Below are 17,532 nucleotides of genomic sequence, written 5' to 3' on the forward strand. Positions count from 1 at the left end.
ATTTATAAAAAGGGGTTGTTTTACTATGAAGAAATTGTCACTTGGGTTAGGCGCTATTACACTGGCGACTGTACTCGTAGCTTGTGGAGAGTCAAACGTTTCACAGGTGGAAACAGAAAATGAAGTTAATGCTGCAGAAAACGTAAACGAAACAGCAACAAACGGCGAAGTGAACGAGGAGCCTTCTAATGAAGAGGAACCAGCTAACGAGCCGGCAAATGAGCCAGAAGAGGAAGAAGTAGTTGAAGAAACAGTTACAGTCGGAGATACAATGAACTTTGACGGCTTAGAAATCACACTAAACGATGCATATACATCACAAGGCGGAGATTTCGAAGAGCCATCTAACGATCATTTCCTTGTTTTAGATATGACGATTGCTAACACGACTGACGAAGCAGCAAACGTTTCTACGTTCCTTCAAATGAGCGTACAAGACGACGAGAGCTTTACACACGATCCAACGATCATGCTTGAGGCGGCTGGATCACTCGATGGAGAGATCGGACCAGGACGCGATAATCGCGGAGAAGTAGCATTCGACGTGAACGCATCAGAAACATACGAATTTATTTTCGAGAACCCATTTACATCAGGCCAAGCGATCTGGACGATCGAAGGCGTAGAATAATAGAGGAGCCCACGTAAGGGCTTTTCTTTTAACCATTTAATCGAACATACGTTCTTGAAAGGGTGGTAAAATGTACACGCATACGCACAGAGAGGACTATGTATTTAAAATGTATAAGCGTTTGGGTATATACCGAGCGCAGGATATAAACGAAGAGTGGATCGCTAAGCAGTTGCGCATCTACATTAAACATATAGACAGACCGTCTCACTTTGCCCGTGACGGGAGATTTAAGGCGATCCTATTAGATAGTCGGGTAGACCGTAAACAGCGCAGGATGGAGTTTATGCACGAGTTAGGACACCTCTTACGATCGGCAGATGGATTTAATTACTTAGCACCCGAACTACGCAACTACTTGGAGTGGGATGCACGTCACTTTGAATTTTACGCAGCTATGCCCTATCCGATGATGCGCCAATATGATCTAAATGACTGTGACATCATTAATACGTTATCGGATGATTTCGTGGTCCCTCATCACTACGTCGAGGACAAGCTCACGTTCATCAAGCAAAAGCAACAACAATATGCACGGGTAACTTTCTAATTTCGAAAATATTTATATGTGATATTTCGGTAGTATGTGATAAAGAGGTGATATTTATGTATATTCGCAAGATAACGACGAAGTCCGGCGAAGAACGTTGGCAGTGTACTGGCGAGGGTCCTCCTGATCCGGTTACAGGCAAGAGGCGCCAGGTTGTGAGGCGTGACAAAGGGAAAACTAAAGCGAAACAAAAGGTACTTGATGCACTAGCTGCCTTAAAACTATCTGGTGAGGATCGGACGGAGATCGGACGCAAGATCTCTTTTAAAGAGGTAGCCGATGAGTGGATAAAGAATTATGCCATGACAGGCGTGAAGCGTGGGACCATACGAATAAGAGAGGACGAATTGAACATCCTATTTAAACGGATAGGCTCTCAAGCTATTGGCTCGATCTCACATGCTAGTTATCAGTCGCTGATTAACAAATTAGCAAAGGACTATGCACTTAATACAATCCAAGGCGTACACATCACAGCAAACATGGTATTTAAGTTCGCCAAGAATGATGGTCTAATCAAGAAAAAGCCTACGGATGATATAAAGATGCCCAAGATCCGTAAGACTGTAGAGGATTTAGAAAACGATGATATCGATGAGGCCTACCTAGAAACAGATGAGCTTAGCGAGTTTTTGGAGGTTGTAAGACATGATGGCTTGAACCTTGATTTAGAGAGGTTTTACCTCCTAGCCTTTACGGGACTGAGAACTGGAGAGTTATGTGCGTTAAAGTGGAGTGACGTGGACTTTACTGCGAATACGATCCGTGTGACGAAGTCCATTTTTAGCGAGCGAAACAATATGAAGATCTATGTATTAGAGACCCCTAAAACAAGTGGATCCGTAAGGACGATACAAGTAGAGTCCGAGATCATGTCATTGCTCTCTACTCTTAAGCGTGACCAGCAAAAGCAAAAGATGAAGTATATGCACTTTACAGACGACTATCACGACGCTAACTTTGTCTTTTGCCGAGAAGACGGCTATCCATATTTGCAAGGAAACCTTGTGTTGCGTATGAAACGACTAATCAAGAAGTCCAGCATCACAAAACACGCTACTCCTCACATCCTGCGTCACACCCATATCAGCATGCTAACGGAGGCAGGTGTGGATATCGCAACGATCATGGAGAGGGTCGGCCACGAGAAAATGGAGACCACGATGAAGATATACACACATGTCACGAAGAAGATGAAAAAGGACGCCTCGGATAAAGTGAGATCACTCCATCTAGACGCCCTTTCCCAGTTGAAATCAGATATTATGTGATATTTCCGTGATATTTACTGATTGGATAGCGACCTAATAGCTCCAAACCCCTTATGTATCAAGGGGTTTTTGCTTGCTCTTACATCATTAATCCGATTCTTTGCCGATATACACAGACTTATCCACAATATCACCTACGCCTATTTTAAGGTGTTTATGACGTGTTTCTTCTATATAATATACACTCGCATCTATCTGCTTATTTTTTTCTGTGATAATTATGTGATAATCTTATTGTCATGAGGTGATGGATATGACGGATGCAGAGCGTAAAGTATTACAAATCATCAAGCACTTACATCAGCAAAAGGATAGAAAGGCTAATTATAAAGAGCTTGGGCTGTTTACAGGTAAGGATAAGAGCGACCTTATTAAGGTGCTTAAGTCATTGGAGACTATCGGTGAGATAGAAGTGGACTATGAGGCTCAGGTGGCGAGTCTTCCTGTAGAGTATCGTCACGAGAAACGAGCTCGATGGGATAGTGAATTTAATGAGCTTAATAAGAATATGTAAGGGGCATAACGCCCCTCTTTTTTATTTGTCCAATAACCCTGCTCGATCAAACATAGCAGCCATTTCTTGACGAGTTACAGGCTCTTGCGGTCTGTTTCCGTCTACAATGCCTGCCTTCGTTGCTTTTTCCCATGTCGCTTTAGCCCACGCTGATGGTTCGTTATTTGGTTTTGCACTCACATTAGTCACCCCCATATATTTTTGTACTCGTCTGCGAAAATCTACCATGTCAAAGTTGCGACCTGGGCAGTCGGTTGAACCGACATCCCTGTGACCTCGTACCGTTGTAGCGTTTACTGGTAGGTTAGCTTGCTTTAATACCCACGCTGTAAACTCTGCCATACTCTCGAGCACAACATCGCTTGGCTTCGCGCTATTAAAGTTGCCGGGTGTTGCGATACCAAAGTGATTGCCGTTATATCCTCTAGCGTGCGCCCCTTGCCTAAACATTCTCCCTTGCACCTTTGTCCCATCTGTATCAACTAAACCATTATAACCAATACCAGAGCTTATGCCAGCGCTGTTGCGGCGCACATCACTATGGTCACGTTGAGCGTTCTCAATGGTATAGCTAAAGGGAGCGCCAAAGTGGTGTATAATGACGCCTCTTACGGCTGATGGTGTCATGGCAGCTACGTTGCCGATCTTAAACCCTCTATCAACGATATTCATCTATTTATCCTCCCTTGGCTCTTTGTAGTTAAGGGCTCGTTTGCTGTCGCCAATACCCCTCACGACTGGATCGTTTATGACCCCAAGTGTCACGGCAATATAACTGAGGTACTCCACATAGCGCCAGTACGCCTCTGTTGATAGTCCGAAGTCTCCTAATATCATTGCAATTAAACCTGCTATCGCTGCCAAAAAATAAGGGTTCTTAAATCGTACTTTCCAATTTATCTTCATGTTAGCCTCCTGCTAATGCTAGAATGATCGTTAGGATAAAACCTGCGAATGCTGTCACACCTGTTGCAATTAAGCCAATTAACCATCTGCGGTGTATCACTTGTTCTTTTTTCTGTTCGTCTATCCTGTCGTTGATTTCAGTTTTGTTTTCTCGGTCTCTTGTGTACAATCGCTCAATATGAACAGATTGCTCCTCTATCTTTTCCAAAGCCTTTCGTGCTTGGTTTTCTGCCGACTCTGCTTGACTGGATGCCTCGGAGGCTAGTGTTTTTGTATCTCGTATATCGTCATATACACGGTCTATTTTTTTGTCAAAATGACTCATAGTAGTCATGAGCTCTCTGATATCGGCCCGAATGCCCGACATCTCATCAATCATCTTATATGTTAATTCGGTATCTCCTCTCATTTGCTTTTGCTCCTCGCTACTCATGATTTCCCCCTAAATTCTCTCTATTTGTAACAGTAAAAGAGCCCTCGAATGGAGAGTTACGTCCTCGCCTCAACTGTACTGCGATTGATTAGCTTTTTTATCGTTTCTGCTGTTGTTTGGATTGTCTTGCCAAACTTTAAATCAAGATCAAACCCACTTTGCGAGTAGGTTTCGACACACTCCACAATGCGGTCATTAAACGAGATGCCCCATTCCTTAACCTGTATTGTCACAATATCACCTAAGTCGTAATCGACCTCATAGACAAAAGAGCTTTTGCGCAATGCTTCGCCCTCAAAATAAACCTCTTGCCGTAAGTCATTAAGAGCTTGCTCACCTCGCGCGACTAGTGTATCAATGATATCTTGCTCAGGTATTGGCTCACCGTCCTCGTCCTCTTCTTCCACGTCTCGCGCATCGACAAAGACCTCGTAACGTTCGCCACCTTCCGATTGGTCCACCTCGACGATCGTACGATCAATGCCCTCACCCTGCCCTGCAACGATTGCAACGTTACGAAAGTTCCAGTTGCTTTCAAAGTAGTTGGCCGCCTTTAAACTGCGATAGGTAGGATCAGGAGAAAAGATAACAGGCTTTACCTCATCTTGGTCTGCGGTGCGGTCGACACCCTCAGCGACGTCTAAAATAACCTTTTCAGCGTCAAAATTAACCGATGCTCTCATTCCAATTCCACCAAAATCAGCAATGTCCGCGCACTCGTCTAACAAGTTTTTAAAACGTGTTTGGTAGATCGTCTGTGTACCTCTCCCCTCGTCAGGAGCTAGTTGTAAGATGGGATTGTTATTAGCCTCAATAGGCGAGTTAATCACGTTGTTGTCGATGTACGTCTTGATAATCGTCTCGGCGTTACTGTTAACATAATCGTAAGAGCGCCCGGTAGGTGGCAACGTAAGCACACGCGACAAAAAACCAAGCACATGCTGCGCTCGGACAATGATGTTTTCGGTGATTTTACCTGCTTGATCTAGCTCGCTCTCGACACTACGGATTAGATACGCTTTATGGAGTTGGTTTTGGATAAAGACGATGCGATCCATCTTGAGTAGATCCGCACCTTTTTTGTGACGATTAATTTTTACCTCTAACTCACCAGCTGTATAAAAGCGCCTTGTGAGCTTTAATGACTCATATAGATCCACGTCACCTAAAAATAAAAATGACTGGTCGATAACTCGTATTGGCTTGCGCATCGTGCTCACCTCGCTATCACTAATACATAGATATTAACGGACGCCGCCGAACGTAATGTCGTGGTTATACCTAATAAACTACCTGTTATGCCTGTCGAGGCTCGTAGCACACAACGAGTGGCGTATTGCTCGATGACAGAGACAAACACCATCTCAGGTGAATTGGGCGACCTTTTAACTGGCGTTGCTTGGATATTAATAATGGAGGTAAACGTTTGACCAAATGGCACATTAACGATCCCGTTAGAGTCCGTTACAGCCTCATATAAGTGCAATTTATACCCTTCATCTAGCCCAATATTGGCGGCGTCTCCTTTATTACCTCTATCTCCTCTAGGACCCTGCTCACCTTTATCGCCACGTTCTCCCTGTGGACCTTGCGGACCTTGTGAACCCTTATCCCCTTTATCACCTTTAGGACCACGTCTTTGCTCTTGCATGTGCTCTCGTTTGAGCATCGGAGTAATATGCATTAAATTTACATTACCGTGAGCAAACACGACACCGGCATTGGTTAAAATAGGATGTCGCTCTCGGTCTGTCTCCACGCTATCATTGTTGTTTATCGTCATGATGACTGACCCGGTCATTTGATCAAAGTAGATTTTACGCATGCCTCACCCACCTTTTTGTAATAAAAAAGAGCCCTCAAATGAGGGCTCTCGACATTTAGATAACGCGATCATTAATTGCAAACTGGCGACCGAACCACATGCGCCACTGAACATAGTGTTTCTGTCCCTTTTCCTCATAGATTGTGTGATACTTAAGTGGTAGTAATTGCATGAGATACCATTTCATTTTGTCGTCCTCCTCGTTTTAGTTGTTGCGCATAAGGCGTCTTATGCGTTGTTGAGCGACTCTGTCAGCTCGTTGTACTCATCTTGGCTAATACGACTATTAAGCAAAAAGATGTCTAGCTTCTGCTGCATGTCCTCCACTGATGCGTATGAGCGTCTATCTATCATTGATTTACAGCCTCTATATGTTAATGACATAGTGACCTCCTTATAGTCCTAGCTCGACCATTGAAAGTCTAAAATCAATGTCTACTAGGTAATCTGAATAGTTTCCTTCTTGATCATCTTGAGGGATTTGCGCGACTTCCCACGTACGTACCACCTTATTCTCTTGTACCTCCGTTTGAGGATTCGTTGCGTAGTGAGTATCCGTATCATACTCCTCAACGACTTCCTCGACAGGAAGCCAACCGTGGGATTTATGCACTTCATGTGGCAGTAAGTTAAATCCACTGATCGTCTGACCGTCCTCTAACCGTAAAACTTTAGGTAAACTGGCGAATCGATCAATCTCACCGTTCTTAATATGTGCGTACAAGGCGCTCACCTCCTATTTCTCTAGCCATAGATTAAATACCGAAGTAGTGTAAGAAATATCTGTCCCTGATGTGTTTCTGGCATATACAGCTATAAAAAACTCACCGTTAAAACTTGATATATCAATTTCATCCGTTCTTCTAGCAAAGTTTCCTGTTTGTAAAACTTCTGCTAAATTAGTTGTTCTTGGGTTAACATCTCTCTGGTTCATAATGACAAAACCAGTCGTTCTTAATCCACCAGAAGTTTGATTTTCCCAATCTATATACGCTTTAGAATATGGAGACAAGTCAAATGCTACTTCTGTAACTGCTGTTCTAGTTGCGCTAATATCTAATCTTCTCGCATTAATAAGCATTCTTCCGTTCAGTGGAAAACTTAGACTTCCTGCACCTTCTGCGAATCCTTGTATGAATGGAGCGTTATTATTAAATAATTCATAAAGATACAACTCTCTTGGTATCCCTCCACCTGCATAGCGCAATTTATCAGCTAACATCGAAATCACCTGCTAAGAAGCCTAGCCACGTTGTGCCTCCGTTGTATGTGATAAACGTTAGCGCATACGTAAAGTTAGGCTCGGACACATCAGGGATCTCACCACCACGCCATTTGATTGCAGAACTAAACGTAATAGGATGGGCTGTGCCCCCTTGCTCTAAAAACACGGATAGGGAGACAACCTCGCTACTTGTAGTAGATAGATTGAGTGTTGTTGTGCCTGCCATCGTTAAACGATATGCAGGGGAGTTATCAGCGTTTAGTGTAACTGTTCCAGTGCCTGATACGGTGGATATTTCTTCTCGGTATGCGCCAAATAGAGGTTCATGCGCTTCGGTGACAGTCTTACCTTCGTGTTGCGTAAATTCTTCCTTATGCGCAATAGCATCATCGTACGTTTCAACGCCGCCTGGTTGTCCCTTTTCGGAAGCCAGCACAAATCCCTCAGTCTGCTGTTGGTCAAACCAATCTCTAAACTCCTGTTCAAAATCTAGTAGATCTTGTTGTAATTGAGCTCTAGCATCTTCTATTTCTTGTTCGTATTCATCAGTAGCACCATCTAAGCTCGCTTGCAAACCAGTAAAATACGTTTCCCATTCCTGTAAAAACTGACTTGTCGGGATAGTTATAAGTGACGATACGATACCGCAAAGCTCCTCATCTAATCTCTCGTCCGTCACGTCTGTAGCAGGAATAGTGGATGTGTTAGCTGTTAGGTACACCTGCGCAAGTGATAGCTCATAAACCAAGCTAGTGCGTGTTAATTCAGGTGGTTCGGGAGTTGCCGACGGCTCTCCTTTAACAATAAAAGCTCGTATAAAACGATTCTGAGCCGATTTATCGAGACGTAGGACAACACGATCAATACGGTCGGTATCAGCCTCTGGTAAGTCGTGTGTGAGTTGTAGTGGTGTCGTGTTGGTGTATTGGTAACCCTCCATGAGAGCACCACCAACATCGACCGTCGTTTGCATGTTTGTACCATCTGCCGTTACTCGTAAGCCTGCCTCGTTATCGATCGAAATAATACCGGTTGAGAGCACTTGCGAAAAATAATTAGCAAAATCAGCCGCCTGCACAAAGCGACGATCATCAATTGCTGGGTTACTGTTAAAAAACTTGAATATCTCTGCCATGCTGTACCTCCTTTATGCTGTGGTGTAGCGCTTTTTGTAGAAGATGTTGACGACAGCCATATCAATGCCATCATCTGCGCTATATTCAATGTCGTTTTCACCGATCCCCAAACTAAAAAAGGTGCTTGCAAGATCAATCCACGCTGTGACGTCCTCTCTTGTACCGTCTGAGAGGATTAAACTGACCTCACGAGTGTTAGGGTTCGTATCGATGTAAAGCTCGTCACCCTCCTCTAGCGTCCGCCTGACTCTGATAAACTCTCCTGTTGTGAGGTTTGTGATCGTCGGATTGACGGCAGGACCGAAAAACTCGATCATGACAGGTGCTGGTGCGTCGCTATCGTTGTTGATGATGCGCCGTTCTTGTTGCTCTCCCATCTCAACCTCACCTTCAAACGGAAATTCGAATAGAGGCAAGATAGCAGGCTGTTCTTCGATGTTTTCGCTATTAAAGTACGGATCAGGTGCCAATAGATTGACGATAGCCGATTGAAAGCTTTGATTCTGATTAGATAGACCGGATGCAAACATAGGCACAGCAGATGATACGCACGCAATTTCGCGCACGTAATCATCTTTTTGTACTCGTAATGTACCTAGCCCAAGCTTAGGGTTCATGATCGCCCCTAGCCTATTGCGATTAGCAACAATATCGCGATAGCTAGAGCCTTTAACTCGTAGCGTCAATGCGATATCTCGCTCTTGCAACAGCACATCGAGTAGTACCGATCCATCTAAAAAGGGTGCTGACTCGGTTTGGACATCTGCATCGACACCACCTAAGCCGTCAATGGCGATAAGACGATAAATAGGCCCAGTAAAGTCAATTACCGCGCCCTGGCTGTTACGATATGTGATTGTCTCCACCTACAACCCTCCTAGTCGTAATGATAGCTCTCGATCGCGTCTGTTTAAGATGCGCTGTAGCTCACGCTCGGACATGCTATTGTTGTTGATTGTCGTTTGATTCGTAATGCTACGAGAGTAATCGTTGTTACCACCCATACCTTGCGTGCCATTTAGACTGCGCATCATGTCAGTTGTAAGCAAATTACTCATAGCTGCCTCGACAGATACCTCACCTTTTTTGATACTGTCCATGATAGGTCCTGCGAAGTCTAGCTTGTCTAAGTCGCTCAAAGGACCAACTTTAGCCGGAGAGAATGGAAGGAAGTCTCGAACCTTGCCGACGACATCACCAATGGCGCTAGTAACTACCCCTACAGCAGCCTTAATACCTGCTGCCATCATTTCAATTAGTCCTCTACCTGCGGCTCTAAATGACTCTCCCATGTTCTTAACCACATTCAATGCTCCTGTCAATCCAGAACTAACCGCATTACGCACGCCATTCATCGCGCTCGAGACAATACCACTCAAGGCATTAAACACGCTTGAGACCGTATTACGGATAGCTCCTGTTACTGATGTAAATAAACTACTGATAGTATTAAGCACCGTGTTCACGACTGTACGTATCGCATTTAAGATGGTAGTAACGATATTTTGCATCGTATTAAAGTTTGTTCGTACTGTGTTAGACACCGTATTGAGCACGCTACTAAAGGTGCTTGATATCGCGTTAAAGATCGTTTGCACCGTGGTACGAATGGTGTTTAGTACGGTTGTGATCGTCGTTCGAATCGTATTAAATACTGTAGTAACTACGGTTCTAATTGCATTTAAAACGGTAGTGATAACTGTCTGTATCGCTGTCCATACCGTTTGCATAAGACTTCTAATCGCGTTCATGATCGTGGTGATTGTAGTACGCACAGCACTAAACGTGTTTGTCACGCTTGTTCGCATTGATGTAAAGATGCCGTTTAAAAAGCTCATGATACCGTTCCATATTGTGGATATAACGGTACGTATGGCGTTCATCACGGTTGTTATTGTCGTTCGTATACCATTGAATACCGAAGTTACAAGGTTACGAATGACGTTAAGAATGTTTGTGAAGATCGTACGCACACCATTCATAATGTTTTGAATGACACCACGAATAGCGTTCATGACATTCGTCACAACGCCTCGTATTGCATTTAGTGCTCCAGTAAATAGACCTTGAATACTTGACCAACCGGCAGATACAATGCTTCGTAGTCCAGTGAATAGCGCCATACCAGCTTTGATTAAGCGACCATATAGGAGTAAGTTGAACGCGTTCCACAAGAACTGTATCGCCCCTGTAAAGACATTCTTAATTCCTTCCCACATCAAACTGAAGTCACCAGTAAACAGTCCGGTAAACACTTGGATCAGACCTTGGATAAACGTTAAGGCGCCCTCGATCGCCCCTTTAATGTTATTCCATACCGAGATCACAATAAATTGGATAACAGGCCAAATCGCACTAAATACTGCTGCTATGACATCGACAGCACCAGCAACAAACGTTTTGATAAATTCCCAAACGTTGCGAGTCGCTTCCATGATCTGATCTTGGTGCGTGATCCAAAACTCGACTAACATGCCCCACACCTGCATAGCAAAATCTACAATGCCCTGGACGGCTGTTTTTATGACGGAGACAATAGCCTCCCAGATAGCATTAACCTTATCTCTAAATTCTTCGTTTGTTTTATACAGATACACAAACACGGCAATAAAACCTACGATAGCAGCAACAATCAACCCGATCGGACTTAATAAAGCCAATATAAACGTTTTTATGAGTGCAAAACCTTTTCCGATCTTGGCGAAGATTGGTATTAAGCTACCGAATACGCCGATAATCTTGCCTACTGCTGTGATCATCAATCCAAAGAGTATGAGTAGAGGTCCAAGTGCCCCTAATACAAGACCTGCTATAACGACGATGTTTTGAAACTCAGGCAACAATTCCGCCACTCTTAGCGCAAATTCTGCTACTTTGTCGGCAACTGCCGCAATAATCGGTAAAAAGATATCTCCGAACTGCGCGGCCGCATTCTGCAAACGCACAAAAGCCCGAGCCATTTTAGCTCCGGTTGTTTCGTTCATTGTTTCAAATGCGGCGTCTGTTGCACCTGCCGATTCTCCCATAGAGTCTAGGATGTCCGCAAAGTCTTTTCCCTCACCAGATAGCAAGGACATAGCCGCGATACCTGCCTCTTTTGATCCAAACATATCTGATAATGCTAGGTCATTGGCTTCTGCTTCACCTGCGATGATCTGGAGCACGTCAGCTACCGTCATACCCTCTTCTTGTAACTGAGCAAAGGATTTACCCGTCTTTTCACGTAAGATTTTATCTGTCTTTGATCCGGCAGACCCTAATTCTCCGAGCATGGAGCTCATATACGTTCCTGCTTCGGCTGTCGCAAGACCGTTCTTTGTTAATACAGCGTAACCAGTTGCTAATTGCTCGAATGATACGTTGTTGGCGTTTGCGATAGGGATAACTTTACCCATCGATGCAGATAGTTCATCAACCGTTGTCTTACCCATGTTTTGAGTATTGATAAGCATGTCGCTTAATCTATCTGCGTCTTTACTTTCTAACCCATAAGCGTTGATTGCTGTTGTGAGTAAATCTACCGCCGTTGCCGTTTGTGTGAATCCACCCTTAGCAAGTTTGGCAGCTGTGGTTGTAAACTCAATCGCTTTACCTTGATCGACACCTGCCGAGATCGATTGATAAACAGCCTCACTATACTCACCAAACGATACGCCCATGTCACTAGACGCGGTACGTATATCATTTTTGTACTTTTCGTAATCTGCGCTAGATCCACTTAATAATGTTTGTACCTTTGCAAACGCTGTCTCTTGATCGATTGCGAATTTAGCAGTGGCAATACCTGCTCCGACGATTGGTAGCGTTAGCCCCTTCGTAAGCTTTGTGCCGGCGCCCATCAGTTTGCCACCTAAACCTTCTAGCTTAGATTGAGCCTGGTTAATACCTTGATCTATCCCCGACTGGTCTATCTCGGTGTCAATGACGATTTTCCCATCAGCCATGTTGTCGTCACCCCCTTACCTATTTGCTAGGACGGAAGAAGTTAGCCAGCTTGTTCCAACCGTTTTCGACACGCTGCTCGATCAAGTCGGGATCCTCGATACCTTTTAGCTTGTAGATGCGCTTGAGCTTAAGCGTGTGTTCTCGATCCTCTTTGTTGTACTTGGTTGGAGCAGGTACTTTTTGCGCCCTTATCCCGACAACCTCTTTAAAGTCGCGATCAATGGCCATAGACAATAACGCGCGAAACTTAATAAAGTGGAGCTTGCCATGTTGCTCAAAGAGATCGATGTCGTACTCCTTGATAAATGAGGCATAGATGCGCTCTGCGTCCTCGTATAGGTCGTAAAACTTCTCTGTATTGACGTTTGGATCGCTCTTTTCCCTGATGTCGATATCAAGAAAGTCCAAAAAGACGTGGTAGACGACTTTGTCTTTCGTCTCCAAGTCCAGTTGGTTCTCACCTATGAAAAGTTCGCAAGCAAGGGCAATTCGCTCGATCGGGTGAAATTCCTCGTCGCCAAATAGCTCGAAAATACGTAGGACGTTATCAAACGCGAGATCTAACTTGTACGTCACACCATCAAGCTCAAGCTCATCATCGAAACGTTGTGTTAAGCTAAACGGCTTCATTTTTTCTTCTTGTAGTAGGCTTGTTTCTTGTTTTCGCGGTTCTTCTCTTGCTCACGAGTCACAATGATTTGCACAGCCTCTACAATCTGCTCGATGACCTTAGACATAACATAAGATGATCGATTGACTTCCTCGAAAATCTCGTCATAGGCGCCATTACCGAAGAAAATGCCGATCAAATCTTTTGTAGCTTCTTCAACTTCTCTGAGGGCGTCAACCAGTTCTAGATCGTCCTCTTTTCCTCGTGCTTCCTCGGATTTGGATACCACTTCATTGATCTTTGCGTTGTACTTAACTAGCTTTTCGTTCTGTAGCTCTAACTCAAATGTTTTTGAACCGATCTCAAATTTCTCCACGTCGCGTTTTATGTCAATTTTGAAAGCCATGTCCGATCACTCCTAAAGTAGGTTATAAATAAAAAAGAGAGAGCGATGCCCTCTCTCGTCTTAAGGTGTTGGTTCTGGTGCTGGTGTGTATTCTGGTTTACCGTTGAAATGGATCTCGAAGCTAAACTCACCTTTGGCACGAGCCTCGCCGCCTGGACCTTCGATGTTAGCGATAGTTACATTGCCCTCGAACAACTCGCCCGATGGTGTTTCCCACTCGAATCGCGTTCGTCGTGCGTCACCAACCTCAAGATACTTGGAAAAAATGTAGTCTTGAGCAGCATCGCCAACTTTACGATGTCCAGATACGGATAATACGAGCTGAGCGCCAATTACATCCGTCTCGGAAAAGCCTTCTCCGTCGAAGTAAGCTGTCTGATCAAGCTCCTCGTTGTTTGCAGGCTCTACAGATGAGATACCGGCAGCTAGAGTCTCGAAAGATGGTTCTTCAGCATCTGGTGTTACATCGAGCTTAAATTGATTTTTGTAGTTTAATTCAAATGCCATTTATGTCGCCTCCCTATAGATGGTCGCTTCAAAGAGCGCCGTGTATATTTGTTGATTGCGGTCTGTCTCCTCCACCCAGTTGGGGAGGGTGCTACACTCGATATTGACCAATAGAAAAGAGCCGTCATCCGATGTGACACCGGTTAACGACTCTAAGTAATCTGTTATCGACTGTATAGTGTTTCGTGCTGTGGTACCGTTAGCGTGCTTTACGAGTACCTGAATCCCAAACGTATCATCACGGCTGTTATCAAAAAACCTTGTGCCGGGTGACGTCGGAAATTGCCTGATTGCAATGCTGTTGTCAGGATCTAAGTTGCCAATCCTTACGATGTCAAACAGCGTTAAATCAGCCTCCATCGCATCAATGACTCGGTCTAAGAAATCCATGCGTCACCTCCTAAAAGAATTTTTTGAATGCCGCCTCTGTGATACGTAACCAAGCAGGTAACTCTTGCGACTTTGCGCGTTCAAACCACAATCCACCAGCTTGAGAATTTTTATCCTTGCTAAAGTTAAACTGCGGATTGTAGTAAAGTTTCCTAGCATAAGGCATTTGCCACGTCACCTTGCCAGATCCGGGGTTCGTCATTCGTATCCCTGATTGCGCTAGATCACCTCGATCGAATGGGATAAACTTATTACCGCCTTTAACAACCTCGTTATCTAGTACCATTTGGGCTTGTTTCTTTGCACCTGACGCCTTAGCCTTTATTTTTGCTGCGTTAAAATCCACTCGCGCTTTCATCAGATCATCTCATTTTCATAGTGATGGACATTGGACGACCTAGCGTATAACGAATCAACCTTGTTTACGATGTACTCGTCTTCGTCAAAGACCACGATGTCTTGCTCACTCATCTTGATTACTGGATCGGAGTTACGAGCATCGATAAAGAGTGTTGAGCGCTTAAGCACCTCTTGACCGTTATTATCACGAGTTAAAGAGGATGAGGGCTCCATGCGGACGTGCTTGATCTCTTGCTCCTCCGCATACTCAATGCCCTCTCTGCCTTTACCAAGATACTTTTTATACCCAATAGTATGGGGGAGTAATCGCTTCGGAATCGGTCGCGCCATATGCCCTCACTCCTCCTGCGTACAACAGACCTGTCGGCCCGAGATATCGGATCACCTCCGGTGCAAGTTGCACCCCATTATTTTGTGATGCTTGCCCTTTACCTGCCGAGAACTTACCTACCGTAACGGATTGCAGATTGTCACCAAGTAACTCCTCTACGCCCCCTGCTATCTCGATATACTCTACCTGTGACGCAACCGCCTTTTTAACAAGCGATTTTTGCAAGTCTGTTAGGGTGTCAAAGTCTTTGATCTTATACCTTGTCACCATGTCGATCGTGTCACTGGCACGTCGGATAAATCGCGGTAGGTCAGCCTCATCTACCGGCGTACCCATAAACTCATCGTTGTAGTAATCTGCGTCGATGTAAGGCATTGCCTACACCTCCTATTTGTCTGTCTTAGCTTCCTCTGCTGCCTTTGCTTTAGCCTCAGCGTCAGTTTTTTCCTTTTGTAGCTTTGTGATTTGCTTCTTAAGAGCATCATTCTCTTTTTCGAGGTCTGCATTCGGGCTATTCTGCTTCTTTAGTCGCTCATTTTCCTCAACGACCTTGTTATACTCCGCAGCCGAAATGGATTTACCGCCAGTAGCACGCTTAACGACTTCACCTTTATCGCCAATCAGATCAAAACCTTGTTTTAAGTAGCTACCTACTGCTTTATCGTCTACGTGCAAGACTTTATTGCCCTTTTTTACTTTAGCCATGTGTGATACCTCCTCAAATTAATAGAGAGCGCGATATGCGCCCTCTTATTCCTCTTCTTCTGCAGATGGTGTTGTGTGAAAAGCTACAGCTGGTGCCTTGCGCTCAAACACAAATACATCCCAGTAAGAGCGCTCGTAGTACGTTCGCTTCCCTTTAGAAAGCGCGGAAGGTTCACCTAGCAACACCTGCTCATATTTCATAGGAGACAGTACAGCTCGTGGATGCACTAGGATCATGTTGATCTGATCTGCTTCATCGTCCGCAACAGCGCCAACTGTAAAGTCATAGACCGTCTTCATGCGGCTGGACGGTACGCGCTTAAGTTGTACATCATCAAGGGAACGAACAGAACGGTTAATAGCTCCGTTATTGGCTTGCACTTGGATAGTGCGCTCAAGCTTTTCAGCGTTTTTAAGGATTGTGTACGTGACAGGAGTAACATACAAGATACGACCCTCAGCAGGTACCTCTGCCTCATCCATATCCTCCATCATCTGATCAAAGATTTGTAGAGCATTAGCCTCCGATAAAGCAGTAGTTACTGGCGTCACACCGAAGCCAGTAGCCTCCGCATATAACTTGGATGCCATGTACTTGTCCATCTCAGGGATCTTTTGCTCCTCGTTAAATACACGAGTTGTGTTTGCGATTGTTACAGCATCGTTTGTCTCATCAACGTCCATTGGGTCAATAAATGTGCTAAACTCACGGTCGTGATCTAGTGTCTTTGTCTCCCAATCGTTGTCAACCTTACGTGTGAATCCTGTAATCGCGTCACGGTTCGTATCGGTCATACCTGTTACATCAATGCGTGGAATTTGAATTGTCTTTGCGTTAGTAAAACGGATACGAGAGTTGTTTGGAGAGTTGTAAAGCTCCACAAACATAAGTTCCTTACTAAATTTCTGTTCGAGCGTTTTTTGATACAGTTCAGCATAATTTAATTCTGCCATGTGTTATTCCTCCTAATAATTAAATGTGGTATAAGTGCGAATTACTTAAATGCCTGCATGAATTTCTCTTCATCGGTCAGCTGTTGCTTACTATGCTTACCTTGAACAAACGTCGGCTCTTCTCTTCCTCTGCTGACGATCCGGCAAAGTGTGGGTAGTCCTCTACGACTTGCTTGATTGCACCGGCGATATCTAACTCGTCCGATACCATCGATTTAGCGAGTGTCATAACGGCTTTTAAGTTCTTGTCGTCTGTGATTCCACTACGAATAGCTGCATTCTCCGCCTGCAAGTCTGTCAACGTCTGGTCCTTCTCTGTTAGCTGTGACTCAAACGTTTTAGCTTGTCGTTGAGCTTCTCAGACTCCGTTTTCTGGCTTTCCTCCCACTCTTTGTGCTTGGCTAGCGTGTTTTTGAGCGTGTCGAAGTTATCAACCCCTAAACTCTTCAAAAACTCCGCCTCTGCCATCTTCTTAGCCTCGTCAGCGCTTAGTTCACCCCCTTTCTCCGTTGGCTCTTGCGACTGGCTCTGATCCTCTTGCGTTGGTTGCTCCGGGGTTGGTTCGCCCGCGCCCGGAGCTTGTGGTTCGGCTGCTGGTTCCTCAGCGAAATACTGTAGGTTGAGTGGTAAAAATAGTGTTTTATTCATCTGCTAGTCCCTCCAACTCTTTGATACCTTCAATGATTTTTTGATAATGAAAGTTCGTTTTTAACTGGTTTCCGTTTTCATCCTTAAACTCCGAAATTTCTATTTGCTCTATCAGGTCGCTAAGTTGATGCATAATCTCTTTAACAGGCTCCATGTCAGCGACTTTCACTTGAATTTGAAGCATG

At 44.5% G+C, this 17,532-nt stretch carries 28 protein-coding genes; 4 read left to right on the forward strand and 24 right to left on the reverse strand.

Annotated elements, in window-relative coordinates:
* Positions 1 to 25 precede the first annotated feature (25 nt).
* The 4 genes from FLK61_RS12225 (at position 26) to FLK61_RS12240 (ending at position 2,966) form a co-directional block, all read left to right on the forward strand.
* Positions 26 to 631, forward strand: a complete 606-nt coding sequence (locus FLK61_RS12225; protein ID WP_176009729.1) for a DUF4352 domain-containing protein — start codon at positions 26 to 28, stop codon at positions 629 to 631.
* 70 nt (positions 632 to 701) lie between these two features.
* Positions 702 to 1,181, forward strand: coding sequence for an ImmA/IrrE family metallo-endopeptidase (locus FLK61_RS12230; protein ID WP_176009730.1), 480 nt, complete (start codon positions 702 to 704; stop codon positions 1,179 to 1,181).
* Positions 1,182 to 1,237: 56 nt separating this feature from the next.
* A complete protein-coding gene (locus FLK61_RS12235; protein WP_176009731.1) occupies positions 1,238 to 2,452 on the forward strand; it encodes a tyrosine-type recombinase/integrase in 1,215 nt (404 codons plus the stop codon).
* A gap of 253 nt (positions 2,453 to 2,705) precedes the next feature.
* Positions 2,706 to 2,966 (forward strand): hypothetical protein, encoded by a 261-nt coding sequence (locus FLK61_RS12240; RefSeq protein ID WP_176009681.1) that lies wholly within the window; start codon positions 2,706 to 2,708, stop codon positions 2,964 to 2,966.
* Between the two features lie 21 nt (positions 2,967 to 2,987).
* Here the strand turns inward: FLK61_RS12240 and FLK61_RS12245 are convergent, their stop codons facing one another.
* The 24 genes from FLK61_RS12245 to FLK61_RS12350 form a co-directional block, all read right to left on the reverse strand.
* Complete coding sequence (locus tag FLK61_RS12245; RefSeq protein WP_176009682.1) at positions 2,988 to 3,638, reverse strand: peptidoglycan recognition protein family protein; 651 nt, start codon at positions 3,636 to 3,638, stop codon at positions 2,988 to 2,990.
* The gene (locus tag FLK61_RS12250) at positions 3,639 to 3,872 is read right to left on the reverse strand and encodes a phage holin (RefSeq protein ID WP_176009683.1); all 234 of its coding nucleotides are present in this window, start codon (positions 3,870 to 3,872) and stop codon (positions 3,639 to 3,641) included. It abuts the gene before it with no gap.
* 1 nt (position 3,873) lies between these two features.
* Positions 3,874 to 4,305, reverse strand: coding sequence for a hypothetical protein (locus tag FLK61_RS12255; RefSeq protein WP_176009732.1), 432 nt, complete (start codon positions 4,303 to 4,305; stop codon positions 3,874 to 3,876).
* 56 nt (positions 4,306 to 4,361) lie between these two features.
* Positions 4,362 to 5,516, reverse strand: a complete 1,155-nt coding sequence (locus FLK61_RS12260) for a siphovirus ReqiPepy6 Gp37-like family protein (RefSeq protein ID WP_176009685.1) — start codon at positions 5,514 to 5,516, stop codon at positions 4,362 to 4,364.
* A 5-nt stretch (positions 5,517 to 5,521) separates the two neighbouring features.
* Positions 5,522 to 6,130: a collagen-like protein gene (locus FLK61_RS20225; RefSeq protein ID WP_176009733.1), complete on the reverse strand. Its 609-nt coding sequence runs from the start codon at positions 6,128 to 6,130 to the stop codon at positions 5,522 to 5,524.
* 55 nt (positions 6,131 to 6,185) lie between these two features.
* Positions 6,186 to 6,317 carry a hypothetical protein gene (locus tag FLK61_RS20230; protein ID WP_283811847.1) on the reverse strand — a complete coding sequence of 44 codons (132 nt, stop codon included), beginning with the start codon at positions 6,315 to 6,317 and terminating at the stop codon, positions 6,186 to 6,188.
* Between the two features lie 41 nt (positions 6,318 to 6,358).
* Positions 6,359 to 6,514, reverse strand: coding sequence for a hypothetical protein (locus FLK61_RS12270; protein ID WP_176008309.1), 156 nt, complete (start codon positions 6,512 to 6,514; stop codon positions 6,359 to 6,361).
* Positions 6,515 to 6,524: 10 nt separating this feature from the next.
* Positions 6,525 to 6,854, reverse strand: coding sequence for a hypothetical protein (locus FLK61_RS12275; protein ID WP_176008308.1), 330 nt, complete (start codon positions 6,852 to 6,854; stop codon positions 6,525 to 6,527).
* A 12-nt stretch (positions 6,855 to 6,866) separates the two neighbouring features.
* Positions 6,867 to 7,352 (reverse strand): hypothetical protein, encoded by a 486-nt coding sequence (locus FLK61_RS12280; RefSeq protein ID WP_176008307.1) that lies wholly within the window; start codon positions 7,350 to 7,352, stop codon positions 6,867 to 6,869.
* Positions 7,342 to 8,490 carry a hypothetical protein gene (locus FLK61_RS12285; protein ID WP_176009687.1) on the reverse strand — a complete coding sequence of 383 codons (1,149 nt, stop codon included), beginning with the start codon at positions 8,488 to 8,490 and terminating at the stop codon, positions 7,342 to 7,344. The genes FLK61_RS12280 and FLK61_RS12285 overlap by 11 nt, the downstream gene beginning before the upstream one ends.
* A 12-nt stretch (positions 8,491 to 8,502) precedes the next feature.
* Positions 8,503 to 9,357, reverse strand: coding sequence for a phage distal tail protein (locus FLK61_RS12290; protein WP_176009688.1), 855 nt, complete (start codon positions 9,355 to 9,357; stop codon positions 8,503 to 8,505).
* Positions 9,358 to 12,435, reverse strand: a complete 3,078-nt coding sequence (locus tag FLK61_RS12295; protein WP_176009689.1) for a phage tail tape measure protein — start codon at positions 12,433 to 12,435, stop codon at positions 9,358 to 9,360.
* A gap of 19 nt (positions 12,436 to 12,454) precedes the next feature.
* On the reverse strand, positions 12,455 to 13,066 hold the full coding sequence (locus FLK61_RS12300; RefSeq protein WP_176009690.1) for a Gp15 family bacteriophage protein: 612 nt from the start codon (positions 13,064 to 13,066) through the stop codon (positions 12,455 to 12,457).
* Positions 13,063 to 13,452 (reverse strand): hypothetical protein, encoded by a 390-nt coding sequence (locus tag FLK61_RS12305; protein WP_176009734.1) that lies wholly within the window; start codon positions 13,450 to 13,452, stop codon positions 13,063 to 13,065. Before FLK61_RS12305 ends, FLK61_RS12300 begins: the two co-directional genes overlap by 4 nt.
* Positions 13,453 to 13,512: 60 nt before the next feature.
* A complete protein-coding gene (locus FLK61_RS12310) occupies positions 13,513 to 13,959 on the reverse strand; it encodes a phage tail tube protein (RefSeq protein WP_176009692.1) in 447 nt (148 codons plus the stop codon).
* A complete protein-coding gene (locus FLK61_RS12315) occupies positions 13,960 to 14,349 on the reverse strand; it encodes a minor capsid protein (RefSeq protein WP_176009693.1) in 390 nt (129 codons plus the stop codon). It lies immediately after the preceding gene.
* Positions 14,350 to 14,359: 10 nt separating this feature from the next.
* Complete coding sequence (locus tag FLK61_RS12320) at positions 14,360 to 14,707, reverse strand: minor capsid protein (RefSeq protein ID WP_176009694.1); 348 nt, start codon at positions 14,705 to 14,707, stop codon at positions 14,360 to 14,362.
* Positions 14,707 to 15,039 (reverse strand): putative minor capsid protein, encoded by a 333-nt coding sequence (locus tag FLK61_RS12325; protein WP_176009695.1) that lies wholly within the window; start codon positions 15,037 to 15,039, stop codon positions 14,707 to 14,709. Before FLK61_RS12325 ends, FLK61_RS12320 begins: the two co-directional genes overlap by 1 nt.
* Positions 14,990 to 15,415 carry a head-tail connector protein gene (locus FLK61_RS12330; protein WP_176009735.1) on the reverse strand — a complete coding sequence of 142 codons (426 nt, stop codon included), beginning with the start codon at positions 15,413 to 15,415 and terminating at the stop codon, positions 14,990 to 14,992. Before FLK61_RS12330 ends, FLK61_RS12325 begins: the two co-directional genes overlap by 50 nt.
* A gap of 12 nt (positions 15,416 to 15,427) precedes the next feature.
* Complete coding sequence (locus tag FLK61_RS12335) at positions 15,428 to 15,745, reverse strand: hypothetical protein (protein ID WP_176009697.1); 318 nt, start codon at positions 15,743 to 15,745, stop codon at positions 15,428 to 15,430.
* 45 nt (positions 15,746 to 15,790) lie between these two features.
* Positions 15,791 to 16,699, reverse strand: coding sequence for a capsid protein (locus tag FLK61_RS12340; RefSeq protein WP_176009698.1), 909 nt, complete (start codon positions 16,697 to 16,699; stop codon positions 15,791 to 15,793).
* Between the two features lie 76 nt (positions 16,700 to 16,775).
* Positions 16,776 to 17,000 carry a hypothetical protein gene (locus FLK61_RS20075; protein ID WP_249777591.1) on the reverse strand — a complete coding sequence of 75 codons (225 nt, stop codon included), beginning with the start codon at positions 16,998 to 17,000 and terminating at the stop codon, positions 16,776 to 16,778.
* 17 nt (positions 17,001 to 17,017) lie between these two features.
* Positions 17,018 to 17,347, reverse strand: coding sequence for a hypothetical protein (locus tag FLK61_RS20080; RefSeq protein WP_249777592.1), 330 nt, complete (start codon positions 17,345 to 17,347; stop codon positions 17,018 to 17,020).
* The gene (locus tag FLK61_RS12350) at positions 17,340 to 17,531 is read right to left on the reverse strand and encodes a hypothetical protein (protein WP_176009700.1); all 192 of its coding nucleotides are present in this window, start codon (positions 17,529 to 17,531) and stop codon (positions 17,340 to 17,342) included. The genes FLK61_RS20080 and FLK61_RS12350 overlap by 8 nt, the downstream gene beginning before the upstream one ends.
* Between the last annotated feature and the right edge of the window lies 1 nt (position 17,532).

This window comes from Paenalkalicoccus suaedae (genome assembly GCF_006965545.2).
Lineage (GTDB): Bacteria > Bacillota > Bacilli > Bacillales > Salisediminibacteriaceae > Paenalkalicoccus > Paenalkalicoccus suaedae.